At 59.3% G+C, this 21,247-nt stretch carries 24 protein-coding genes; 10 read left to right on the plus strand and 14 right to left on the minus strand.

Annotated features, from left to right (window positions below; all coding sequences use genetic code 11):
• Positions 1–33: 33 nt before the first annotated feature.
• The 4 genes from nhaR to BN1123_RS06000 all read right to left on the minus strand — a co-directional run bounded on the left by nhaR (position 34) and on the right by BN1123_RS06000 (position 3,593).
• The gene (gene nhaR, locus BN1123_RS05985) at positions 34–966 is read right to left on the minus strand and encodes a transcriptional activator NhaR (protein WP_042025859.1); all 933 of its coding nucleotides are present in this window, start codon (positions 964–966) and stop codon (positions 34–36) included.
• Entirely contained in the window at positions 953–1,357 is a 405-nt protein-coding gene (locus BN1123_RS05990) for a hypothetical protein (RefSeq protein WP_042025860.1), read from the minus strand. The genes nhaR and BN1123_RS05990 overlap by 14 nt, the downstream gene beginning before the upstream one ends.
• The gene (gene nhaA, locus BN1123_RS05995) at positions 1,354–2,544 is read right to left on the minus strand and encodes a Na+/H+ antiporter NhaA (protein WP_026456084.1); all 1,191 of its coding nucleotides are present in this window, start codon (positions 2,542–2,544) and stop codon (positions 1,354–1,356) included. The genes BN1123_RS05990 and nhaA overlap by 4 nt, the downstream gene beginning before the upstream one ends.
• Positions 2,545–3,011: 467 nt before the next feature.
• On the minus strand, positions 3,012–3,593 hold the full coding sequence (locus BN1123_RS06000) for a YjaG family protein (RefSeq protein ID WP_042025861.1): 582 nt from the start codon (positions 3,591–3,593) through the stop codon (positions 3,012–3,014).
• Between the two features lie 163 nt (positions 3,594–3,756).
• Here BN1123_RS06000 and BN1123_RS06005 point away from each other — a divergent pair, with 163 nt between their 5' ends.
• Positions 3,757–4,701 (plus strand): D-2-hydroxyacid dehydrogenase, encoded by a 945-nt coding sequence (locus BN1123_RS06005; protein WP_042025862.1) that lies wholly within the window; start codon positions 3,757–3,759, stop codon positions 4,699–4,701.
• A gap of 75 nt (positions 4,702–4,776) precedes the next feature.
• On the opposite strand, the gene mepM is transcribed toward BN1123_RS06005, so the two are convergent.
• Entirely contained in the window at positions 4,777–6,114 is a 1,338-nt protein-coding gene (gene mepM, locus BN1123_RS06010; protein WP_026456082.1) for a murein DD-endopeptidase MepM, read from the minus strand.
• 260 nt (positions 6,115–6,374) lie between these two features.
• On the opposite strand from mepM, the gene BN1123_RS06015 reads away from it, so the two are divergent.
• Positions 6,375–7,673: a LapD/MoxY N-terminal periplasmic domain-containing protein gene (locus tag BN1123_RS06015; RefSeq protein WP_042025863.1), complete on the plus strand. Its 1,299-nt coding sequence runs from the start codon at positions 6,375–6,377 to the stop codon at positions 7,671–7,673.
• Entirely contained in the window at positions 7,670–8,599 is a 930-nt protein-coding gene (locus BN1123_RS06020; RefSeq protein WP_042025864.1) for a TAXI family TRAP transporter solute-binding subunit, read from the plus strand. Before BN1123_RS06015 ends, BN1123_RS06020 begins: the two co-directional genes overlap by 4 nt.
• Here BN1123_RS06020 and BN1123_RS06025 read toward each other — a convergent pair.
• On the minus strand, positions 8,594–9,268 hold the full coding sequence (locus BN1123_RS06025; protein ID WP_042025866.1) for a transglutaminase-like cysteine peptidase: 675 nt from the start codon (positions 9,266–9,268) through the stop codon (positions 8,594–8,596). The two genes, BN1123_RS06020 and BN1123_RS06025, sit on opposite strands and share 6 nt — an antisense overlap.
• Positions 9,269–9,341: 73 nt before the next feature.
• Positions 9,342–10,256: a zinc ABC transporter substrate-binding protein ZnuA gene (gene znuA, locus BN1123_RS06030; RefSeq protein WP_042025867.1), complete on the minus strand. Its 915-nt coding sequence runs from the start codon at positions 10,254–10,256 to the stop codon at positions 9,342–9,344.
• A 95-nt stretch (positions 10,257–10,351) separates the two neighbouring features.
• On the opposite strand from znuA, the gene znuC reads away from it, so the two are divergent.
• Both znuC and znuB read left to right on the plus strand, forming a co-directional pair.
• The gene (gene znuC, locus BN1123_RS06035; protein WP_042025868.1) at positions 10,352–11,116 is read left to right on the plus strand and encodes a zinc ABC transporter ATP-binding protein ZnuC; all 765 of its coding nucleotides are present in this window, start codon (positions 10,352–10,354) and stop codon (positions 11,114–11,116) included.
• A 21-nt stretch (positions 11,117–11,137) separates the two neighbouring features.
• Positions 11,138–11,917, plus strand: coding sequence for a zinc ABC transporter permease subunit ZnuB (gene znuB / locus BN1123_RS06040; RefSeq protein WP_042025869.1), 780 nt, complete (start codon positions 11,138–11,140; stop codon positions 11,915–11,917).
• Here the strand turns inward: znuB and BN1123_RS06045 are convergent.
• Complete coding sequence (locus BN1123_RS06045) at positions 11,904–12,821, minus strand: LysR substrate-binding domain-containing protein (protein ID WP_042025870.1); 918 nt, start codon at positions 12,819–12,821, stop codon at positions 11,904–11,906. The genes znuB and BN1123_RS06045 overlap by 14 nt on opposite strands.
• 91 nt (positions 12,822–12,912) lie before the next feature.
• On the opposite strand from BN1123_RS06045, the gene BN1123_RS06050 reads away from it, so the two are divergent.
• Positions 12,913–13,770, plus strand: coding sequence for a DMT family transporter (locus BN1123_RS06050; RefSeq protein WP_042025871.1), 858 nt, complete (start codon positions 12,913–12,915; stop codon positions 13,768–13,770).
• Positions 13,771–13,783: 13 nt separating this feature from the next.
• Here the strand turns inward: BN1123_RS06050 and BN1123_RS06055 are convergent, their stop codons facing one another.
• Positions 13,784–14,365 carry a uracil-DNA glycosylase family protein gene (locus tag BN1123_RS06055; RefSeq protein ID WP_042025941.1) on the minus strand — a complete coding sequence of 194 codons (582 nt, stop codon included), beginning with the start codon at positions 14,363–14,365 and terminating at the stop codon, positions 13,784–13,786.
• Positions 14,366–14,463: 98 nt separating this feature from the next.
• Here BN1123_RS06055 and rarD point away from each other — a divergent pair, with 98 nt between their 5' ends.
• Positions 14,464–15,351: an EamA family transporter RarD gene (gene rarD, locus BN1123_RS06060; protein ID WP_042025872.1), complete on the plus strand. Its 888-nt coding sequence runs from the start codon at positions 14,464–14,466 to the stop codon at positions 15,349–15,351.
• On the opposite strand, the gene BN1123_RS06065 is transcribed toward rarD, so the two are convergent.
• Positions 15,333–16,067, minus strand: coding sequence for a substrate-binding periplasmic protein (locus BN1123_RS06065; protein ID WP_042025873.1), 735 nt, complete (start codon positions 16,065–16,067; stop codon positions 15,333–15,335). The two genes, rarD and BN1123_RS06065, sit on opposite strands and share 19 nt — an antisense overlap.
• Positions 16,068–16,111: 44 nt before the next feature.
• Here BN1123_RS06065 and BN1123_RS06070 point away from each other — a divergent pair, with 44 nt between their 5' ends.
• The gene (locus BN1123_RS06070; RefSeq protein ID WP_042025874.1) at positions 16,112–16,447 is read left to right on the plus strand and encodes a GIY-YIG nuclease family protein; all 336 of its coding nucleotides are present in this window, start codon (positions 16,112–16,114) and stop codon (positions 16,445–16,447) included.
• Positions 16,448–16,522: 75 nt separating this feature from the next.
• On the opposite strand, the gene pspG is transcribed toward BN1123_RS06070, so the two are convergent.
• The 4 genes from pspG to BN1123_RS06090 form a co-directional block, all read right to left on the minus strand.
• Positions 16,523–16,741, minus strand: a complete 219-nt coding sequence (gene pspG / locus BN1123_RS06075) for an envelope stress response protein PspG (protein ID WP_042025875.1) — start codon at positions 16,739–16,741, stop codon at positions 16,523–16,525.
• 45 nt (positions 16,742–16,786) lie between these two features.
• Positions 16,787–16,993 (minus strand): PspC domain-containing protein, encoded by a 207-nt coding sequence (locus BN1123_RS06080; protein WP_026457503.1) that lies wholly within the window; start codon positions 16,991–16,993, stop codon positions 16,787–16,789.
• Positions 16,994–16,995: 2 nt separating this feature from the next.
• Positions 16,996–17,658, minus strand: coding sequence for a phage shock protein PspA (gene pspA, locus BN1123_RS06085; RefSeq protein WP_042025876.1), 663 nt, complete (start codon positions 17,656–17,658; stop codon positions 16,996–16,998).
• Between the two features lie 208 nt (positions 17,659–17,866).
• A complete protein-coding gene (locus tag BN1123_RS06090; protein WP_042025877.1) occupies positions 17,867–18,595 on the minus strand; it encodes a 1-acylglycerol-3-phosphate O-acyltransferase in 729 nt (242 codons plus the stop codon).
• Positions 18,596–18,759: 164 nt separating this feature from the next.
• On the opposite strand from BN1123_RS06090, the gene BN1123_RS06095 reads away from it, so the two are divergent.
• Both BN1123_RS06095 and BN1123_RS06100 read left to right on the plus strand, forming a co-directional pair.
• Positions 18,760–19,134 (plus strand): hypothetical protein, encoded by a 375-nt coding sequence (locus tag BN1123_RS06095; RefSeq protein ID WP_042025943.1) that lies wholly within the window; start codon positions 18,760–18,762, stop codon positions 19,132–19,134.
• 51 nt (positions 19,135–19,185) lie between these two features.
• The gene (locus tag BN1123_RS06100) at positions 19,186–21,240 is read left to right on the plus strand and encodes a protein-disulfide reductase DsbD family protein (protein ID WP_042025878.1); all 2,055 of its coding nucleotides are present in this window, start codon (positions 19,186–19,188) and stop codon (positions 21,238–21,240) included.
• The last annotated feature ends 7 nt before the right edge of the window (positions 21,241–21,247 follow it).

The raw sequence follows: 21,247 nt of genomic DNA on the forward strand, positions 1-21,247 counted from the left end.
CCAGTCGGCGATGATACGTGGTGACGAGCCGTTTTAAAACGACAGGGTGGCAGGCTGGATCGCCGAGAAGTTCTCCTGCCCGGCAAACAGGGAGGTGAAATCACTCTCGCATACCCGTTTGACTGCGGGGTGCTGGATCATCCGCTCGGCGAAGATGACGTAGTACTCCTCCGTCAAATCCTGGGTTTCCCCCAGCAACATCACCTCTTCCCCCTCCAGGATCTCCTCCCGGTAGATGGTGGGAGCCATGAAGATACCCTGATTGAAGAAACCGAATGCCTTCATCAGGGCCGCATCGTCGAACTCACCCAGGATACTCGGCGATACCCCCTGCTGCTCGAACCACTGGGTCAGTTGACGTCCCATGGCGGTACGGCGTCCGGGAATAAGCAGCTTGCGCTCCTCCAGACAGGCCGGAAAGGGTTTCTCGGGCAACGGCGCCTTGCAGAAGAAGCTGACACCACAGCCCCCGAGCCGCTTGGAGAGCAGCCCCGCGTGCTGGCTGGAATCCACCGGACAGTCGGAGAGGATCATGTCGAGCTTGTGCTCACTGAGCTGCTCCAGCAGTAGTTCGTGGGTCGATTCGAAACAGCGCAGATGAATGGAGCCATCGTTGGGGATGACAGATAGCAGCACCCGACTGGCGAGGCGCTTGGAGAGAGCGTCGGCGATACCGACGTCGAACAGGATCTGGCTCTCCTTGCGATAGTTGACGATATCCAGCATCTCGTAGGAGAGGCTGAACATCTTGTCGGCATAGCGAAAAACCAGTTGGCCAAGTTCGGTCGCTTCGAGGGAACGTCCCTTGCGCTTGAGCAGTTTGCCACCCAGGCGCTGCTCCAGCAGCTTGATCTGGCCGGTCACGGTTTGTGGTGTCAAAAAAAGGGCTTCCGCTGCCTGGGTAACGGAGCCCTTCTTTTGAGTCATCCAGAAATAATAGAGGTGGTTGTAGTTAAGGTGTGACATCCGATGGGGTTACCGCTTTTCGCGGGCTCCGGTAGCAGCTGAGTTCAACCGCCAGAATGTCATACATGTCGCTGACCGAGTCAACCTTGTTCAAGGTAAACTGCTCCATCAAGCTGGCCTTGAGACGATCTTTATCCGGCTGGCGATCACCACAATAACGCTTGTTGGTGTGCTTGAGCCGCTCCCCCGCCCGGCTGCTTAAGGCCCGCTCATAGAAGGTTTCTCCGAAACGAGCCTTGGCCTGCTTGTCACCGAGCAGCAGGGCGCTGTCCACTACTCCGTTCAGGTAGGTAGAGCAGCTGGCCGAGGCTGCGTCCCGCTTGCACTCTTCCAGACCATCAGCCCAGACAAGGGGGCTGGCCAGCAACAGTAACAACCATGGTGTTTTCATAATCCCTCCGCATTTTGATCTCCCTCCCCCTTGGGAAGAGACAACCGCAGTGCCAGATAGCCAACCAGCGCTGCCATGGTGGAACCCGCCAGGATCCCGAGACGGGAGTAACTGCCATAATCCATCCCGCCATGCTCGAAGGCCAGCGATGCGATAAACATCGACATGGTAAAACCGATACCACAGAGAATGCTGACCGCAAAAATCTGCTTGAAATTGACTCCATTCGGCAACTGGGCGATCCCCAGCTTGACCGACAACCAGCTGATGGTAAACACCCCGAGCGGCTTGCCAACAAACAATCCCAGCATGATCCCCATGGGCACCGGGCTCATCAGGGAGGAGAGACCAATCCCCTCCAGCGAGACCCCAGCGTTGGCAAAGGCAAACAGCGGCAGGATCAGGAAGGCGGACCAGGGGTGCAGCGCATGCTCCAGATGCTTGAGCGGCGACGCATAACGCTTGCCATTGAGCGGGATCATGAAGCCCACCACCACACCAGCCAGAGTCGCATGAACACCGGACTTGAGCACGGCCACCCAAAGTACCAGACCCACCACCATGTAGAGGCTAATCCTGTCCTCGCCACGGCGGTTCATCCAGAACAGGATCAGGGTCGCCATGATGCCTACCGCCAGCGCTGCCAACGACAGCTGTTGGGTATAGAAGAGCGCAATGATGATGATGACCCCCAGGTCATCCATGATCGCCAGCGCCAGCAGGAACACCTTTAGGCTCACCGGCACTCGCTTGCCCAGCAGCGCCATCACGCCAAGGGCAAATGCAATATCGGTAGCGGCAGGGATCGCCCAGCCAGCGCGGGCTACTTCGTCCGAATAGTTGAAGAAGGCATAGATGAGGGCCGGAGCCAGCATGCCGCCTACGGCCGCAATGGCCGGGAAGGTCGCCTGCACACGGGACGAGAGCGCCCCTTCCAGCATTTCGCGTTTGACTTCCAGACCAACCAGCAGGAAGAAAATCGCCATCAGGCCATCGTTGATCCAGAGCAGCAGCGGCTTGTTGATGTCAAGGGCGGAGATACGTACCTGTACCTGGGTATCGAGGAATGCCTGATACCCACCAGCCAATCCTGTGTTGGCCAATACCATTGCCAGCAATGCCGCCATGATCAGAATAATCCCGGAGGCAGCCTCCAGTTTCAGAAACTTCTTGATTACGTCACTCATGGTTAAAAAGTCCACAGTATTGCTTTTGTTTGAGTCTATAACGCGTAACAACTGATGGAAAATCGTTTCTTGTTGCTCAATACAACGGAAATACCGAAACGAAAAACGGAGGCGCACAATTTCCATGCGCCTTTTCCATCCCCATTCACTACCGATAACCTAGTCATTAAAATGAATTTCCAGTTATTTTCATGAATAAACTCCACTCTGGTTGGTACTGCTCCATCCAGGTTGTCACAGGCTTGCTCAAAGGCCCCATGAGCCGTCGCCGGAGTAGTTGAGTCATGTTCATCCTGGTGCGTTGGAAATCTTCGCAAGCAACAACATATGACGCGCCAGTCACACCTCCCCCTGACTTAAGGCTATACCCTGAGGCGGTAAATAAAAACTCGATAAAAAAAGCCAGTCAGGAGAATGACTGGCTTTTTGATTGAGTGACGAAGGTGTCACCTCGAACTAAAGAGAGATTACTCTTCCAGGCTGATGCCTATGTTGGAAACGCCCCCCTGGGAGGCAAACTTCTTGATGGCAAGGATGCGATCACTGTCGCGCTCGTGAGCAACCCGCTTGAGTAGTTCAACCTGAAACTCCAGCTCGGCCTCCATGTATTCGTGCTCGTAGAGCTCCTCTTCGCTCAGCTCGCGCTCTTCCAGCATATCGATAAAGCCGGCCACGGTACCAACCGAGGCATGGCTGGCGTCATTGGCTTCTTCCCCCACCCGGCAAATGACAGAGTTGTAGGCACACCCCAGCGCCACACAGGCATCCAGCGCCGGGTAGGCACCGTAAGATTCAAACTTGCGGGGATCCGGAATGTGCGACTCGAAATCTTCGAGGATTGCCCCCAGATTGACCCGGGATCCCTTGACGGTGAGGTAGTTCCACATCTGGTCCAGCGCATGCCGGAAAGAAGCGGCATTGCCAAAACCGGAGGCCTGGCTGAACAGGGCATAGTTGGGGTACATGCGCTCTGCCAGCGCCAGGGTGTAGACGGTCTGCTGCCAAGGCTGTAGCTCGGCCAGTCGCTTATAAAACTTGTCACCAAACACTGGAGTCGGATCCTTTGCAAAATGTGGGGCAGATTGTAGCCCACACAGGACGTGGCGAAAACGAAAATGCGCCCTGGTCGGCTATGTTGCAACATCAACTCGGGTAAGATGAGGGCAAGGGCGACATCTCGTTGCGCCGCGAATTCTGATAAGGAACAAGAGTATGAGCCAACGCACCCTTCTTTTGCTCAGCCAGGATAATGCTCACTACGAACGTCTGCTCAAGGCCGCCAACCTCCCTCACCTGCGCATTCTGCGGGCAGACAATCAGGCCGATGCGGAAAAACTGATCGGCGAAGCCCATATCCTGATGGCGGAACCGGCCCGCGCCAAACCCCTGATCACAAAAGCCCGCAAGCTGACCTGGTTGCAATCCACTTATGCGGGGGTCGACGTCTTGCTGGAGGCGGGTAGCCGTCGAGATTACCAGCTCACCAATGTACGCGACATCTTCGGGCCGCTGATGAGCGAATATGTATTCGGCCATCTGCTCAGCCTGATGCGTCAGCTGCCGCTCTACCGGGAGCAACAGAAGCAACGCCTGTGGCAGAGCCACCCCTATCAGGGTCTCAAGGGGCACACCATGCTGATCCTGGGTACCGGCAGCATTGGCCAGCATATCGCCCATACCGGCAAACACTTTGGTATGAAGGTGCTCGGCATCAGCCGATCCGGGCGGGAACGAGCCGGATTTGAACAGGTCTATCAGCTCCCTGCCCTGAACAAGCTGCTGGCCCAGGCCGATGTCATCGTCAGCGTGCTGCCTGCCACGCGGGAAACTCGCCACCTCTTCAATGCGGCCCGTTTCGAACACTGCAAGCCGGGGGCCATTTTGTTCAATGTGGGACGTGGCAGCGCGGTCCACTCCGATGATCTGCTTACCGCCCTGCGCACCGGCAAGCTGGCCATGGCGGTACTGGATGTGTTCGAACAGGAACCCCTGCCGGCTGACAGCCCGCTTTGGGGGCAGCCCAATCTGATCGTGACCCCGCACAACGGCGCCTACAGTTTCCCGGAAGATGTGGCCCAGATCTTCGTGCGCAACTATATCCGCTTCATCGACGGTCAACCGCTGGAGGGCAAGATCGATTTCGACAAGGGATACTGATCCGGCCCCACCTCCCAATGAAAAAGGCCCCGCCTGTGTGGCGGGGCCTTTTTATTGCGTCAGCAAGAGATGATATCAACTCGCCTCCAGCTCCTTGCGATAACTCTTCACCTGGGCCAGGAACTGACGGCGTTCCTTACCACTGAGCGCTTCGGCCATCGGCAACTTGGCTGTCATGGCATTGACCGGACGGTTGTTGATGCGCAGCTCGTAATGCAGGTGGGCACCGGTAGAGCGGCCGGTATTGCCCGACAGGCCAATCTTGTCGCCCATCTTCACCCGTTGGCCCGGCTTGACCAGCAGCTTGCTCAGGTGCAGATAGCGGGTCGCCAGGGTTCGTCCATGTTTGATGACGATATAGGTGCCCGCCAACGGGTGACTGGTCGCCTTCTGGACGACGCCATCACCGGTTGCCAACACTGGCGTCCCTATCGGCAAAGCAAAGTCGGTGCCTTCATGGGGACGGATAGCCCCCGTCACAGGGTGTTTGCGCGCCGGGTTGAAGTTGGAGCTGATCCGGTAACGGCTGTGGGTGGGATAACGGCGGAAACCGCGCTCCAGACTGTTACCCTCACCATCGTAATAGTTGCCATCTCCGGCAAGCCAGGCCGATACCGTCTTGCCCTGACTGGTCACTTCGACTCCCAGCAGCTGGCTGTTGCCCGTGCCCTTGCCTTCCACTGTTTCCTGACGCACCAGCACCTTGAATTTGTCGCCCTTTTTCAAGTCCTTGGCAAAGTTGAGCCGCCATTGAAACAGGTTTGCGATCTTCTGGATGTGGTTGGCCGGAATGCCGGCATTACGGGCACTGACATAGAAGCTGCCGTTGATCACCCCGTTGTAACGCTGCGGCTGCCACTCCACCTTTTCGTTGAGCATGGAGGAGGTGTAGGCATCATCGCTGCGCGACATTACCAGTGTTTGCTTGATATTCAGACGGATCTTGAGTTGCTGCAGTATGTTGTCCTGATCGATCAGCAGCTCGATATTTTGCCCGGGTTTGAGACGAGCCAGATAGTTCTTGTTGTCAGCATCCAGCACCTTGTAAAGGGTGGTGGTAGAGAGTCCCAGATTGTTAAAGATCGCCGTCAGATTCTCGCCACTGCGGACCTGATAATCCTGCCACTGCGGGGTGGTATCGACCGGGATGTCATCTTCGGGTGTGCTCGGCTCAACCAGCTCGTGATCCGGGATTTCGTTGAAATCGGTGTTGTTTTCGTTGGTTGCCGTACCGGCAGTATCAATTGGCAACTCAAGGCGCAATGGCCGTTCCAGGATATCGCCTGGTGCCGGGAGCAATGCGACGGCTGAAAGGGTCATGGCCGTCAGCATTACCATGGCATAAAAGTGTTTGCGGGGAACCGGTGGTTCCCAGTTGGCAGCCTGCGCGACCAAGGGACGGAGACGTTTCATCCGCTATCCTGTGTTTAGATCTAAATAGTGTGAGTTGCGATGTCAGTTGTGACAAAACCGTATAAAACTGATTTTTGGACAAATAAAGATACAAAAAGTTCATCGCAATCTGCATGAACCTCACATTTTATGCATAACCTTCCCTTATGGGCAGAAATGATCGCCTTTTTTAACGATTTTTTCTTATTTTTAAGAACTGGGTCAGACTCGATTCGGAACAAGGCACATAAATGTTGCAATAACTTTTCCATGGAGTGGATATGTCGCTAGCCAAATTGTTAAACAGAATGATTTTCGTTCTGTTTCTAATCGGTGCCGTTCTGCTGCTTCTGCTTGAGATCACGACCGTCCGCCAATCCATCATCGACCAGATGTCGGCCAATCTGGAAACGGCGATTACCGCCCTGGGTCTGGTACTGCAGGGCACCCTGCTCAACGATGACAAGGTACTGGCCGAAACCATCGTCAATGCCATGTTCGATGGCGGTTTTGTCAGCGCTGTGACCCTGGTTGATCCCGATGGCCAAATACTGCTCAACAAGGTATTTCAATCCTCCCAGCAGAATGTGCCGTCCTGGCTCCCTTCGGTCATTGACATGCCACCTGTCAGGAGCGAACAAGAGCTGACCGATGGTTGGCGCATACTGGGCACACTGACGCTGGAAGGACACAGTGGTTATGCCTATCAGCATCTGTGGAATGCCATCAGCCGCACCGGCTTTGCCTTGCTGGCAGGGCTGCTGGTTTTTACCTTGGCGATCTCCTGGGCCTGCAAGCGACTGCTGCAACCACTGACAGAGATCAACCTGCAACTTGGCCGGCTTCGCAAGCATCAGTACAACAACACCTTGTCCACCCCCTGGCTGCACGATCTCAGAGAAGTGACATCCTCCATCAATCAACTGATCTCGGAACGAAAACGGGATCTGCTGCAACAACGCCTCAAGATCACCCAACTGGGTAAACAGCTTCCTATGACACCTCACGTTCCGTTGCATGGAATGGTTTCACAAGCTAGAGGAGGCTATCTGCAAACATTTTTCTCGACCCAGGGAGAGATCCCCCTCTATCAACGATTCCTGCCTGAGCAAACAGTGTCAGCCGACAGTGAGCTCTCAGTTATCGAAGCGGCCCTGGCGCCATGGCTACAACAAAACGTCGAGGGCATCTCTTTGCCGCTTTCCCTGCTCAACCACCCACAATGGCCGGAAATAGCCCCCTTGCTGACCCAGGGCCGTGGCAAGACACTGGATTGGCGCTGGGATCTCCCCGCCTTTCCGAATCAAGGGCAGTCCCTCCTGCTCTCACTGCAAGAGCAGGGGGTTGAACTCGCTTTCAGCGCCATTCCTCTCAATGCGGACACCCTCAATCAACTCGATCCTCTCAATCCCGTGTTTATCTGCTGCCAGATAACAGAGGCTCCTCTTTACTGGCATCTGGTCTCGCAAACTATGCATGCAGCCGGTTACACCCTGTTGGCCGAGGCGGGCGAGCTGGCTAAAGTAGACAAGTTGCGCAGTTGGGGGATCGACGGATATGCCAGGGAGGTTCAATCATGAGAAGGATAAGCCTATTATTGGCCCTGCTTTGGCAACCGGCTGCCACGGCAGCCTCCGTCACCATTGGCACCGGGGGTGAACAGGGGATATACCATCAAATCATGGGGGAATTTTGTCGCCTGGCTCCGCAGTTGAACTGCCAGTTGCAAGCCACCTCCGGCTCACTGGAGAACTTGCAGCGCCTGAAGAGCAGCGACGTCTCTTACGCCATGGTGCAGTCAGACTGGCTCTACCAGGCCAGCCAGGGCGCAGGCCCTTTCACCGGCAAGCCACAACCCGAGTTGCGAGCCTTGTTCGCCACTCATGCTGAGCCTTTTACCATAGTGATCCGCGCCGATGGTGATATCACCAAACTGGAGCAGCTCAAACTTGCCCCCATCGACATGGGATTGAAAAACTCCGGTACCCGCCAAACCGCTCTGGCGCTGTTCAACCTGCTGGGAATAAAAGAGCAGGATCTCGACCTCAAGAGCATGGCGAACCTGCCCGAGTCCCTGTGCAGCAAACAGATAGATGCCTTCGCCGTCGTCATGGGCCATCCGAACCGCCATGTACTCAATGCCGCCAAACGCTGCGCCATTAGTTTCTTGCCGGTAGATGGTGAGCTCAGGGAACAACTGATCCAAGACGTCAAATACTACCAGCGCAGTCAAATACCAGCCCGCATCTATCCGGGCAATCTCAAGCCGACCCCGACCTTCGCCATCGCCGCCACTCTGGTCACCAATGCCACTATGCCGGAAGAGGCAGTTTACCAGCTGACCAAGGCCATGGTGGACCAGCAAACCAAGTTCAATGAACAGACCTATGGCTATGCCAATATGTTTTATCGGGCCCGCAACAAGACGGGTCCTGTGCTGAGCATTGAACAACACCCCGGTGCGGCGCGTTATTTTGCCGAGTTGAAAGCGGCCGGGAAACTATAACTGACGGCGTGGCGTGCGCAGATGTTCGCTGGAGAAGCGGGTCTTCATGGCAGTCCACTGCGCCAGCCTGTCTGCGCTCCCCGCCAGGGTTCCCTCCCGACGGGACTTCATGATCCAGATGCTTTTGGCATCGAAGCTGTAGACGGGAATAAGATCGGTGCGCTTGCTGCCTGGCAGGATCCGGCTGTTGATATTGTCGAGCACTAACGGGTCTGATTTGGGGGTCGGAAAATAAAGCGTCACCATGTGAAACTGGTTGTATCTCACCGCCTTGACGTAGGCCAACCGCAACTTCCCCTCCGCTACCCCCAGCTCCATGAGTGTGTAGTATTTGGAAATGCTGTAGTCCTCGCAGTCTCCACCGCGGGCGCCGATAAATTCCAGCGGATTGGCCCAGTAATCCTCCATCCCCCACAGCTTGGGATCATCGCTGTAGGTCAGATTGTTGAAGTAATTGTTCACCAGCTCGAGCTTTTGCTGATCCGTGGTGCCGGCCCGCGGCGCAAGCAGGCGGGAGAATGCCTCGGCCCGCTGGATCGCCCTGCCGCCATACACCTCCTGCAACTTGGCCTGCAATTCGGGGCTGGCGATATAGTCAGAGAGACGAGAGGCCTGCACATTGTTCCCCAAAAGGGCCAACGCGCAGGCAGGGACGAGCCACCATTTCATACCGGACACTCCATGCCAGATGCTGGAGGTCAGTATAGTAGGCGGGCCAAGCGCTATCGCGACAAGGACAGGCTTAACGGCACTGGGCGAAGGCATCCGCCAATTGCTGCATGAACTGGGGATAGCCATCCGGACCGAGCGGCACCTGCTCACCCACTTCGTCCAGCAGCAATACCCTGGCCCCGGTATTGCGGGCTACCGACTCTATGACGGCGGGGGAAAACTGCGGCTCGGCATAGATGCAACTGGCCTGCTTCTCTTCCAGCGCCTTGCGGATCTCCACCAGCGTTCTGGCTCCCGGGCGGCGTTCCGGACTCACGGTGAAGTGGCCCTTCGAACTCATGCCGTAATGGCGCTCCCAGTAGCCATAGGCTTCATGGAACACGAAATATCCCTTCTGGTTCACCGCCTTCATCTGTTCAGCAATGATCTTGTCTTTGGCATCGACCTTGGCATCAAAGGCGGCGAGATTGGCCTCATAACGAGACTTGTTGGCCGGATCCTGCTTGCCAAGCTCGACGGCGATGGCGCGAGCGATGACCTTGGCCTGGGTCGGTCCCAGCCAGAGGTGGGGATCGATGCCCTCGTGGTGATGTCCCTCATGGCCATCGTGGTCATGACCTTCATGTTCTTCATCTGCGTGCTCTTCATGCCCCTCCTGCCTGGCGTAGTCAAACAGCGGCATGCCCTCGACCTGTGTCAGGGTCAACACATGAGGATGGTTGGCCAGCGGTTTGGCCATGAAGCCTTCCAGTTCAGGACCGACCCACACCACCAGATCGGCGCCATTGATGCTGCGAATATCGGAAGGACGCAGGGAGAAATCATGAGGAGACGCGCCGGTTGGCAGCAAAACCTTGGGCTCGCTCACGCCGTCAGTGATGGCGGCGGCGATAAAACCGAGGGGCTTGATGGTAGTCAGTACCTCGAGGGCACGAACGGGCAAACTCACTGCCAGCAGGGCAGTGATCAGGGCAAGAATTCGCATTGGGGGTCTCGTCAGCAGGTGTCAGTGTGATAATATAACAAACCAATTTTTTTGTTATATTATAACTCTCACTGGCTGTAAACCCCGGAGTTGTCATGACCCAACTGGTGGAGCTGAAAGAGGTCAGTCTGTCGTTCGATGGACGCTCTGTGCTCGACAAGGTCTCCTTTACCCTCAATAAAGGCAAAATTACCACCCTGGTCGGCCCCAACGGGGCAGGCAAAAGCACCCTGAGCAAACTGGTGCTGGGCCTGCTCACCCCGGATTCCGGCGAGATCAACCGTAGCCGTGATTTACGGGTCGGTTATGTCCCCCAGCGCCTCTATCTCGATCCCACCTTGCCGCTGACGGTTCGCCGCTTCCTGCAACTGGGCAAAAACAGCCGCCTCTCCATTGAGGAGGCTCTGGGCCGGGTCGGTGCCCAGGAGTTGCTGGACAACCGGATGCAGAAACTCTCAGGCGGCGAGATGCAGCGGGTGCTGCTGGCCCGCGCCCTGCTGGTCAAACCCGAGCTGCTGGTACTGGACGAACCGGTGCAGGGTGTCGACATCAACGGCCAGATCGAGCTCTATGCCCTCATCGGTCAACTGGCCGCCGAGCTCAACTGCGCCGTGCTGATGGTCTCCCACGACCTGCACCTGGTGATGGCCAGCACCCACGAGGTGATCTGCCTCAATCGCCACGTCTGCTGCCATGGCGAACCGGAGAGCGTGGCGCGCCACCCCGAATTTGCCCGTCTGTTCGGGCGGCCCGAGCAGGAGGTGCTGGCGGTCTACACCCACCATCACCACTGCGACGGCGAACACCATCATCATGAACCGCAGGCTCCCGTCATTCGCCTGCCCTCTCTCAACAAATAGCGCAAGCAATAGGACCTTCAAGTGGACAGCTTTCTGTTATATGCCCTCGCGGCAGGTCTCGGCATCGCTCTGCTGGCTGGCCCCCTCGGCAGCTTCGTGGTATGGCGCAAGATGGCCTATTTCGGCGACACCCTCTCCCACGCCTGCCTGTTCGGCATCGCGCTGGGCATCCTGCTGCAGGTGGATCTCACCCTGGCGGTGGTGGTCTGCTGCCTCGCTATGGCCATACTGCTGGTGATCATGAGCCGCAACCAGCAGGTGGCCACCGACACCCTGCTCGGCATCCTGGCCCACAGCGCCCTGTCGCTGGGTCTGGTTACCTTGAGCTTTATGGACAACGTGCGGGTCGATCTGATGGCCTACCTGTTCGGTGACCTGCTCTCGGTACAGCCGATGGACCTGCTCTGGATCTATGGTGGCGGCGCCCTGGTGCTGCTCACCCTGTGGCGATTGTGGGATCCCCTACTCTCCATGACCATCTCGGAGGAACTGGCGCGGGTTGAAGGGATCCGGGTCGATGTGCTGCGCTGCGTGCTGATGTTGCTGATCGGGTTGGTGATCGCCGTGGCGATGAAGTTTGTCGGGGCTCTGATCATCACCTCGCTCTTGATCATTCCCGCTGCCACCGCTCGCCGCTTCAGCCAGACGCCGGAGCAGATGGCCGGCTTTGCCGCGCTGATCGGCTGCCTGGCGGTACTGGGCGGCCTCACTCTCTCCTGGTATCAGGATACCCCGGCCGGTCCATCGGTCGTCGTCTGCGCCACCAGCCTCTTTATCCTGAGCCAGTTCAAACGCGCCTGAGCGGCTCGTTTTCCCCGGGGCGCAGGCTGGCCTGAGCCTCCTGCCAGAGCCACTGGCGCAGCCGGTTGATGGCGGGCTCATGGGCCCGCGATCGCTTGCAGACAAAATAGAAGTTATCCCCGGTCTCGAGGGCATGCAGCGGCAAGCGCACCAGTCGGGGATCCTCCGGCTGCAGCATGTAGTCATTGATGAGTGCCACCCCCTGATCCCAGTTGGCCGCCTCCAGCGCCAGCAGGATGTGGCTGAAGTGGTGCATTCTTGCCTCGGGCGCAATCATCAGCCCGCCCGCCTCCGCCCAGCGCCGCCAATCCTCCCCCTTCTCCCTGTAAATCGCCTGGATGGAGAGCAACGGCAGCTGCCACAGGGCAGCAGGCCACTCCCCCTCCACCTGCTGCCACAGGCGCCGGCTGCACACCGGCATCAACCGCTCCCGATAGAGCAGATCATGGACATAGCCGCGCCCCTCGGGGGAGACGGTGATGAAGCAATCCGCCACCCGATCAGAAAGCTCGGGATCCTCTGCCACCATCTCCAGGCTCAGATCCAGTTCGGGATAGAGTTGGCGCAGACCGGCCAGGCGCGGGATCAGCCACTTCACCGCAAACGAGCTGTAGACCGCGAGGCGCAGCCGCATCTCGCCGCCACCACGCAGCTGCTCGCTGCACTGGGCGATTTGGGCCAGACCCGCAGCAATGCCCTCGAAATAGACCTCCCCTTGGGACGTCAGTGACAGCGCTCGCCCCTGGCGCAACAGCAGCCGTTCTCCCAGAAAATCCTCCAGCAAGCGGATCTGGTGGCTGACCGCGCTCTGGCTGACGTTGAGCTCAAGGGCCGCACGGGAGAAGCTCAACAAACGGGCAACCGCCTCAAAATATTGGACGGCGCGCAGGGGGGGCAATTTCATTATCCAAAAATCTCATAGATGGTTATTTTTTATCATTTTACTGGATAACTGCGCCCGGGCTACCCTTCTCTCCTCTGAAACGGGAGGCGGTATGAATGCAGTCGGGATCGGCATCCTCTATCTGGTGCTGGGCAACATGGTGGCGGTTTTTTCTGATGCACTGGTCAAGGTGCTGGAACCGAGCCAGCCCATCTTTCAGTTTGTCTTTTTCCGCCAGCTCTCTGCCGCCATCCTGCTGGCCCCCTGGCTGCTCTGGTCGTGGCGTCGCCACCCGCCGGTGGCACTCAAGTGGCATCTGCTACGAGCCCATATCTGGGCGGTCGGCGTCTGCCTGATGGTGATCGCCCTCACCCGCTTGCCGCTCGCCACCGCCAACGCCCTCTTCTACGCTGCGCCCCTGATGATGGTGCCGCTGGCGGTGTGGCTGGCGGGGGAGGCCATCTCGCGCCAGAAGGTGTTGACGGCCTTTATCGGCTTCGTCGGGGTGCTCATCGTGCTGCGCCCGACTGAGGTGAACTGGGCTGCACTCGCGGCACTCGGGGTGGCGTTCTCCATGGCGGTCAACAATTTGCTGATAAAGCGGATCCCGCTCAAGCAGCCCATCGCCCAGACCCTGTTCTTCACCAATGTGCTGAGCATGCCTTTCATCCTGGCGCTGGCCTTCTGGGAAGGGGGAGAGTGGCAGTGGCAGATGTGGTGGCCCGCCTTCGGCTCATCGGCACTCATCATGGTCTATGCCGGATTGTGCGTGATGGCCTATCGCAAGGCGGAGGCGAGCAAGATCGCCTCGGCGGAATATACGGGCCTGTTGATGGCTGTCGCCATCGGGGTGTGGCTGTTTGACGAGCAGCCCGGCCTGCCGCTGCTGCTGGGCTGTCTGTGCATCATATTGCCGCTGGTGGCCATGGCCCGTGGCAAGCCAAAACCGCTGGCCGAACCTGCGGTCTGAACAAAACCTAGGGTCACACCAGCAGTGGAGCGACCCTCTTCCTCAGGTGCGGGAGCACATCCTGCTCGAACCAGGGATTTTTCCTGAGCCAGAAGGTGTTACGCGGTGAAGGGTGCGGTAACGGCAGCCAGCCGGGCCCGTACTCTGCCCAGCTGCGCACTGTTTCGGTCAGCGACCCCTTGCCCGACTCGCGCAGATAATAGTTTTGCGCGTACTGGCCGATGAGCAGGGTCAGCTCGATATTGGGCAGCAACATCAGCACCTTGTCGTGCCAGGTCGGGGCACACTCGGGCCGGGGCGGCAGATCCCCCGACTTGCCCTTGCCGGGGTAGCAGAGGCCCATCGGCATGATGGCGATGCGGGATTCATCGTAGAAGGTGGCCTTGTCCACTCCGAGCCAGTGACGCAGCCGGTCGCCGGACGCGTCGTCCCAGGGGATGCCGCTGGCATGAACCCGGGTACCGGGCGCCTGGCCGATGATCAGCAGACGAGCACTCCCGGCCCCCCGGATCACCGGGCGCGGCCCTAGCGGCAGATGGGCTTCGCACAGACGGCAGGCCCTGATTTGCTCAAACAGGATATCGATACGTTGCATGGGGCTCATAGTAACAGCTTTTCCCGGTTTCCCTCTTGTGAAAGCCAAACGAGACACATATCATCTCAACGCGCGTTTAATTTAATAAACAGGTGATCATGAAAAACTGGCTAGGTACAGGCACGGCCGCCCTCTCCTTCATTCTGTGGGGCATGCTGCCGCTCTATTATCAGTTCATGCCCGAGGTCAACATGTGGGAGCTCATCTCTCACCGGGTGCTCTGGTCCGTGGTGCTGCTGGGTGCCCTGTTCGTGCTGATCGGTCACAAGGTTCCCTGGGCCAGCCTGCGCGGCGAGCCACGCCAGCTTGGCCTCATCCTGCTGGCGGGCCCCGTCATGTCCATCAGCTGGTGCATGTTCACCTGGTGCCTGACCACCGGCCAGGTGCTGGCAACCAGCCTCGCCTTCTTCATGACACCCCTGTTCAATATCGTGTTCGCCGTGCTCTTCCTCAAAGAGAGGCTCACCCCGCAGAAGCACCTGGCGGTCGCCCTGGCGCTGGCGGGGCTCGCCTACATGCTGTTTTGCTACGGCCAATTGCCCTGGTTCTCCCTCATCATGGGTGCCAACTTCGCCCTCTATGGCCTCATCAAGAAGAAGATCCACTACGACACCGGCACCTGCCTCTACCTTGAAGCGCTGGTGCAGCTGCCCGTCGCCCTGTTGCTGATCGGCCTGCTGGCGTGGCAGGGCGAGGGAATGTTCGTCAATGGCGATCTGACCGACAAGCTGCTGCTGATCGGCAGTGCTCCCGCTACCCTGCTGCCGGTGGGATTGTTCTGCTACGCCGTCGCCAGAACCCGGATGAGCACGGTGGGATTGTTGCAATATATCGAGCCGAGCCTCGCCTTCCTGATCGCCATCTACTGGTTTGGCGAGACGCCGGATCCGGTGAAATCGGTGGGATTTGCCTTCGTCTGGGCCGGCCTGCTGGTCAGCCTGCTGCCGCTGCATCGCCTCAGACGACCTCAGGGGGCGGTGCGGTAGGACTCCAGAACCTGGTGCCAGCGGGGATCCCTGTCCATCTGCTCGGCGATGTCGTTCAATCTGGTATGCAGATCGCGGCGAGACTTGGGCAGCAATATGTGGCGGGAATAGGTGGACTGGGCAAAGGGAGAGACGAACAGCTTGCCCTCGAACGCAGCATCCCGGGTGAAGAAGGCCAGCGCCGAGCCCGGGACCAGGGTCACATCGATACGGCCCCGTACCAGCATGCTGAAATTGCTCTTCACCTTCTTGGAATCATGGCGAATGACCTCTCCCCTCGCCACGGCCTCATCAATACCCTGGTAGCGATACCCCTCGACGCCCCCGAACACCAGCCCCTTGAGTGAATCCGGCCCGTGATAGATGACCGGCTTGTTCACGCTGGAGATGAGTTCGTTGGTATCGCGCATGATGGGCAGGGTCCAGAGGTAGCGTTCGCGCATGGGATCACCCATCCAGGCCGGATTGACCCAGGCAACCAGGCTGTCGAAGCCGGGATCCGACATCTCCAGCGCCAGTCTGGCACGATTGACCGGCCAGAGCTCTATTCTGGGTTCACCCCCCAGCTTTTCATTGAGATACTTGACCAGCTCCCGACTCATCCCCGCATCAGGCCCGGTGTTGAAAGGGAGATGCTGATGGTAATCGTAGAGACGGAGCGTCTCTCCCATCGCGGGTGTCGCCAGTAGGAACCACAACCAGAGCCAGAATCGCATTGCACCTCCCAAGGTTAGCCTTGAGTTTGGCACAGAGAACACGAATGAAAAAATCCGCGGCACAGCCCGCCTTATCTTCTTCCCCACCCACCGACTGGTTCGTCTATATGGTGCGCACGGCCACAGGCGCCCTTTACACCGGGATCAGCACGGATCCGGGTCGCCGCCTGCGCCAACACCAAAGTGGCAAGGGATCCCGTGCCCTGCGTGGCAAGGGGCCGCTTATCCTGGCATGGCAACAACAAGTAGCAGACAAGGGCACGGCCCTGCGCATCGAATACCGTCTCAAGCAGCAGCCCAAAGCGGTCAAGGAGCGGCTGGTGCAGGAGCCCGCCTTCTGGCCAACCTGGTATCAGGAGTGGCAGTCCCGACACGTTTGAGCGCAAACATAAAAAAGGCCACTCTATTGAGTGGCCAACAAAGGGAGTTCGGGAAGCATTAACAACACATGACAACTAGAGGTAGGTGTTGGTGCGGCGCTTGCGGTTGCTGATGAGCCAGCAGACCACCAGTACCAGCAGCAGCCAGGGCGCCAGCTTGATGATGAGAGCAAGCATGCCGCCCAGGGCTCCCAGCAGCACGAACAAACCGCTGACCAGCAACATGGCAATCAGGGTAAAGCCGGTCAGCGCCATGATCACCAACACCACCAGCAATACGAAAAATTCCAGCATATCTTGCTCCTTACAGAGGATGGGGCCGGCTCGCTGACCCTGCGGTCAATCCAGCCAGCGTTTCAATTCATAACGGGGTGGCATCACCAGCACTGCCAGCAGATAGGCGGCCAGAGTCACCGGCGGCAGCAGGATCAGGGCGATCAGGGCCACGATTCGCACCGTGACACGGGAGACCCCCAGCCGATTGGCAATCCCGGCGCACACCCCGGTCAGCTTGCGATGTACCAGATCCTTGGGCCAGGGGCGCATGATCACACCTCCGCCTTCTGGCCTTTCAGGCGAGCCAGCTCACGCTCTATCTCGTCATTGAGCTCCAGCTCGCGGAACTGGGCCTCAAGCGAAGGATTCTGGCCCAGGGTCGCCGCTTCAAGCTGGGCTTCCAGCTGATCGATCCGCCCCTGAAAACCGTCGAAACGGGCCATCAGCTCGTGCATCCGCTGGTTGTCGACCTGGGCGCGGGCCCGCAGGCGACTGTGGGCAGTTTGCTCGCGCAGGGTCAGCATATTCTGCTTCTCGCGGGCCTCGGTCAGCTTGGCCGCCAACCGTTCGCTGTCGGCGGTCAGCTGGGCCAGCACCTCGGCCACTCGGGCCTTGTCCTGCTCCAGTTGCTCACAACGCTTGACCTCGGCCAGCTTCTCGGTGAGGGCGGCACGAGCCAGATCCTCACGCCCCTTCTGCAGGGCAAGCTCGGCCTTGGCCGACCACTCCTGGATCTGGTGCTGCAATGTCTGCTGGTGCCGCTCCAGCTGTTTCTGTTCGGCGATGATGCGGGCGGCCTGGGTACGCATCTCGACCTGGACCTGCTCCATCTCCTCGATCATCAGGCGCAACATCTTTTCCGGCTCTTCGCTCTTGTCGAGCAGGCTGTGCAGGTTGGCATTGATCACGTCGGTCAGGCGGCTGAATACGCTCATGGTCTGGCTCCTTGTTGATGGGATGGTTAGCTCTTCCCAAAGCATTACAAGTGCCGTGCCAAGATGTTTTTATGTTTCTTTACAATGAGATGGGAATTAATGACACTGAATAACCGGCAATGAGTTAGCGAATATCACCAACAAAATGGTGAAATTCACCAATAAAAAAGGGAGCCTGCGGCTCCCCCTCATTTTGCGCGACGAGGCGTCATGCGGCCTTGTGGTGGCCGAGCCTGCTGTCCAGTTCGGCCAGCTTCTCCTCCATCCGGCTGCGGCAGACCTCGGACAGCTCGCGGATGCCGGCGGCGCCGTGCTCCTTGCTGCATACCGGAGCCATCACCTCCAGCAGCACCTCGCCGTTGTCCCAGCGGTTGAGGTCGATCTGGCCAAAATAGCTGGAGCAGACGATGGGCACCACGGGTACCTCGGCCTGCACGGCAGTATGGAAGGCGCCAGCCTTGAACGGCAGCAGGCCACGCCCCTGGGAGCGGGTCCCCTCCGGGAACATCCAGATGGAGGTGCCGCGCGCCTTGATGCGATCCACCACCTGGCCAATGGTGCCAATGGCGCGAGAACGATTGGATCTGTCGATCAGTACGTTGCCGGAGAGCCAGAAGATGAGGCCGAAGAAGGGCAGCCACAGCAGACTCTTCTTGCCCACCGCCACCACGCCGGGTTGCACGGCGCCGGTCACGGTGAAGATGTCGTAGTTGCTCTGGTGGTTGCAGACATAGACCGCCGGCCCCACCGACTTGACCGCCTCATCCACCGTCACCTTGACCCGGATCCCGATCAGCGGGCACACCGCGTGATACATGCGGGCAAAGACATAGACGTTGTTGGGGTGACGCGGACGGGCCAGACAGAGCAGCAGACCGAACAGGAACCAGAAGACGAGCAGCAGACCAAGCAGCAGCACACGGGCAAGTTTGAGCATCGAACACCTCGAATTTGAACTCGGCGCAGTATACTGATCCCCCTTTTAGCGAACAAGCGTTCGCCAGACAGAACTGACCAGGCTCACCGCCACGGCCGGGCCCCCGGCTTGCCCCGCTTGCCATTGCTCGCTAGGATGTGGCCATCTTGATGGACGGGGCGAGCATGATTCACCAACAACGCGTGGCGAAACACCTACTGCTGCTGGTCTGCCTGCTGGTGCTCAATTGTGCGGCCCAGCCGCTGGCCCGGCTGGCCCTGCTCGATCAGGCCATCGGCTGCCAGATCCAGCTCACCCAGGTAACGGGCGACGAGCAGGCCGAGGCCAGCCCCAGTCCGCAACCCACCAGTTGCCAGCTCAATGGCAAATGGCTGAGTGCCACCACCCTGCTCTGCATCGAACAGATCTTCTTTGCCGTCGCACTGCTGATCGCCCTGCTGGCGCCGCTCTGGCGCTACACGCCACCCTTGCCGCCCCCCAGGGCCATCTCGCCGCCGGAGCGGCGTCTGCACCTCACCCTCTGCGTCTGGCGGGAATGAGCCCGGCTGCGTTCTTCGTCAGTCATCACTCATTTTTGCGAGACCAAACAGATGTCAAATCTCTTCAAGGCAACCCTGCTGCTGGGTTGCTTGCTGTGGCAATCCATAGGATTGGCCAGCGACACGGGCTGGCTCACCAGCCCCCAGAACGATCACGCCAGGGTGCGGTTGCAGGCCGACCGCAGCGCACCGGAGAAGGCCCGCATCCTGCTCGATGTCGAACTCGAGTCAGGCTGGAAAACCTATTGGCACAGCCCGGGTGAAGGGGGGATTGCGCCCCGGATCCTGTGGGACGAGCCGGTCGAGGCATTCCAGTGGCACTGGCCCGCGCCGCGCCATTTCGAGGTGGCCGGCCTCAGCACCCAGGGTTACGAAAAGAGCGTAAGCTTCCCGCTCAACCTGAACTATCCCGCTGACAAACCGCTCAAGGGGACCCTGCGCCTCTCGACCTGCAGCAATGTCTGCATCCTCACCGACTACCCCTTCACCCTCGCGGCCGGAGGCGAGGCGCCGGCCGGCTTTGATTTTGCCTATGCGAAGGCGGTGAGCAACCTGCCCCAGCCGCTGCCCGCCGATATCCGGATCAGCCTGGGTTATCAGCAAAACCAGCTGCAAGTGATGGCCGAGCGGCCCGCCGGCTGGCAGACACCGGCGCTCTTTATCGATGCCCTTGAAGGGGCGGAATTCGGCAAGCCCGAGCTTGAAGTGAAGGAGACCACCCTGATCGCCCGAGTACCGGTCAGCGATGGCTGGCAGGGGGATGCACCTGACTTGCGCGGCAAGGCGCTCGGGGTACTGCTCACCAGCGGGGAGCAGGCCTGGCAGGGCCAGGCCCCCATCGGCGAGCCCCTCAGCCTGCCCGAACCGAGCCTGCCCCTGCTCTGGTTACTGGGGGCGGCGCTGCTTGGCGGCTTCATCCTCAACCTGATGCCCTGCGTGCTGCCGGTGCTGGCCCTCAAGCTGGGGTCCGTGCTGCAAAACCAAGAGCGAAAACAAAGCGAGGTGCGCAAGCAGTTCCTCGCCGCCAGCGCCGGGATCATCGCCTCCTTCTGGGTGCTGGCAGCTATGAGCAGCCTGCTGCGCGCCCCAAGTTTCGGAATGAGTGGAGCAGTCGGCTGGGGCATCCAGTTCCAGAGCCCGACGTTCATCGGCTTCATGGTGCTGGTGACCCTGCTGTTTTGCGCCAATCTGCTGGGGTTGTTCGAGATCCGTCTGCCCAGCTCCCTCACCACCCGGCTCGCCACCCGCGGTGGCCAAGGTCTGGGTGGCCACTTCCTGCAAGGGAGCTTTGCCACCCTGCTGGCCACCCCCTGCTCGGCCCCCTTCCTCGGCACCGCGGTGGCGTTTGCGCTGGCGGCACCACTCGGCCAGCTCTGGCTCGTCTTCACGGCACTCGGTATTGGCATGAGCCTGCCCTGGCTGCTGGTGGCTGCCGTGCCGCGCATCGCGCTCTGGCTGCCCAAACCCGGCCGCTGGATGAGCCACCTGCGCCTCCTGCTCGGGCTGATGATGCTGGGCTCCAGCCTCTGGCTCGCCAGCCTGCTCGGCAATCATCTGGGCAGCACGACCACCGGCTGGCTGATGGTGGTCATGGTGCTGGTGCTGCTGGTAGGTGTCATCTGGCGTTACGGCATCCGGGGCTTCACCCTTGCCCTCTCCCTCTCGGCCCTCATCGGCGGAGCCCTGCTGCTGGGAGGCGCGTTCACCGTTCAGGGCAGCAACAGCGTCGATCGGGTAGTCTGGCAGCCTCTCTCGGAGCAAGCCATCACTGCGGCGCTGGCCCAGAAGAAACGGGTCTTCGTCGATGTCACCGCCGACTGGTGCGTGACCTGCAAGGCCAACAAATACAACGTGTTGCTGCGCGATGAGGTACAAGAGGCCCTCTCGGCCCCCGATGTGGTAGCCCTGCGCGGCGACTGGAGCAGACCCGACGACGCCATCGCCGCCTTCCTGCGCAAGCGCGGCGCCGCAGCCGTCCCTTTCAACCAGATTTACGGCCCCGGCCTGCCACAGGGGGAGACCCTCTCGCCCCTGCTCGACCAGGACGACCTGCTTACCCTGTTGAGCCAGGCGGGCCTCATCCGCCCCGGCATAACCCGATTCTAAGGAGAAC

The organism is Aeromonas enteropelogenes (assembly GCF_000819845.1).
GTDB lineage: Bacteria > Pseudomonadota > Gammaproteobacteria > Enterobacterales > Aeromonadaceae > Aeromonas > Aeromonas enteropelogenes.

What these genes read in the sequence shown, in the direction of transcription:
- nhaR (WP_042025859.1), bottom strand. Translation starts at nt 966, where the DNA reads ATGTCACACCTTAACTACAACCACCTCTATTATTTCTGGATGACTCAA.
- BN1123_RS05990 (WP_042025860.1), bottom strand. Translation starts at nt 1,357, where the DNA reads ATGAAAACACCATGGTTGTTACTGTTGCTGGCCAGCCCCCTTGTCTGG.
- nhaA (WP_026456084.1), bottom strand. Translation starts at nt 2,544, where the DNA reads ATGAGTGACGTAATCAAGAAGTTTCTGAAACTGGAGGCTGCCTCCGGG.
- BN1123_RS06005 (WP_042025862.1), top strand. Translation starts at nt 3,757, where the DNA reads ATGAGCCAACGCACCCTTCTTTTGCTCAGCCAGGATAATGCTCACTAC.
- mepM (WP_026456082.1), bottom strand. Translation starts at nt 6,114, where the DNA reads ATGAAACGTCTCCGTCCCTTGGTCGCGCAGGCTGCCAACTGGGAACCA.
- BN1123_RS06015 (WP_042025863.1), top strand. Translation starts at nt 6,375, where the DNA reads ATGTCGCTAGCCAAATTGTTAAACAGAATGATTTTCGTTCTGTTTCTA.
- BN1123_RS06020 (WP_042025864.1), top strand. Translation starts at nt 7,670, where the DNA reads ATGAGAAGGATAAGCCTATTATTGGCCCTGCTTTGGCAACCGGCTGCC.
- BN1123_RS06025 (WP_042025866.1), bottom strand. Translation starts at nt 9,268, where the DNA reads ATGAAATGGTGGCTCGTCCCTGCCTGCGCGTTGGCCCTTTTGGGGAAC.
- znuA (WP_042025867.1), bottom strand. Translation starts at nt 10,256, where the DNA reads ATGCGAATTCTTGCCCTGATCACTGCCCTGCTGGCAGTGAGTTTGCCC.
- znuC (WP_042025868.1), top strand. Translation starts at nt 10,352, where the DNA reads ATGACCCAACTGGTGGAGCTGAAAGAGGTCAGTCTGTCGTTCGATGGA.
- BN1123_RS06045 (WP_042025870.1), bottom strand. Translation starts at nt 12,821, where the DNA reads ATGAAATTGCCCCCCCTGCGCGCCGTCCAATATTTTGAGGCGGTTGCC.
- BN1123_RS06050 (WP_042025871.1), top strand. Translation starts at nt 12,913, where the DNA reads ATGAATGCAGTCGGGATCGGCATCCTCTATCTGGTGCTGGGCAACATG.
- BN1123_RS06055 (WP_042025941.1), bottom strand. Translation starts at nt 14,365, where the DNA reads ATGCAACGTATCGATATCCTGTTTGAGCAAATCAGGGCCTGCCGTCTG.
- rarD (WP_042025872.1), top strand. Translation starts at nt 14,464, where the DNA reads ATGAAAAACTGGCTAGGTACAGGCACGGCCGCCCTCTCCTTCATTCTG.
- BN1123_RS06065 (WP_042025873.1), bottom strand. Translation starts at nt 16,067, where the DNA reads ATGCGATTCTGGCTCTGGTTGTGGTTCCTACTGGCGACACCCGCGATG.
- BN1123_RS06070 (WP_042025874.1), top strand. Translation starts at nt 16,112, where the DNA reads ATGAAAAAATCCGCGGCACAGCCCGCCTTATCTTCTTCCCCACCCACC.
- pspG (WP_042025875.1), bottom strand. Translation starts at nt 16,741, where the DNA reads ATGCTGGAATTTTTCGTATTGCTGGTGGTGTTGGTGATCATGGCGCTG.
- BN1123_RS06080 (WP_026457503.1), bottom strand. Translation starts at nt 16,993, where the DNA reads ATGCGCCCCTGGCCCAAGGATCTGGTACATCGCAAGCTGACCGGGGTG.
- pspA (WP_042025876.1), bottom strand. Translation starts at nt 17,658, where the DNA reads ATGAGCGTATTCAGCCGCCTGACCGACGTGATCAATGCCAACCTGCAC.
- BN1123_RS06090 (WP_042025877.1), bottom strand. Translation starts at nt 18,595, where the DNA reads ATGCTCAAACTTGCCCGTGTGCTGCTGCTTGGTCTGCTGCTCGTCTTC.
- BN1123_RS06095 (WP_042025943.1), top strand. Translation starts at nt 18,760, where the DNA reads ATGATTCACCAACAACGCGTGGCGAAACACCTACTGCTGCTGGTCTGC.
- BN1123_RS06100 (WP_042025878.1), top strand. Translation starts at nt 19,186, where the DNA reads ATGTCAAATCTCTTCAAGGCAACCCTGCTGCTGGGTTGCTTGCTGTGG.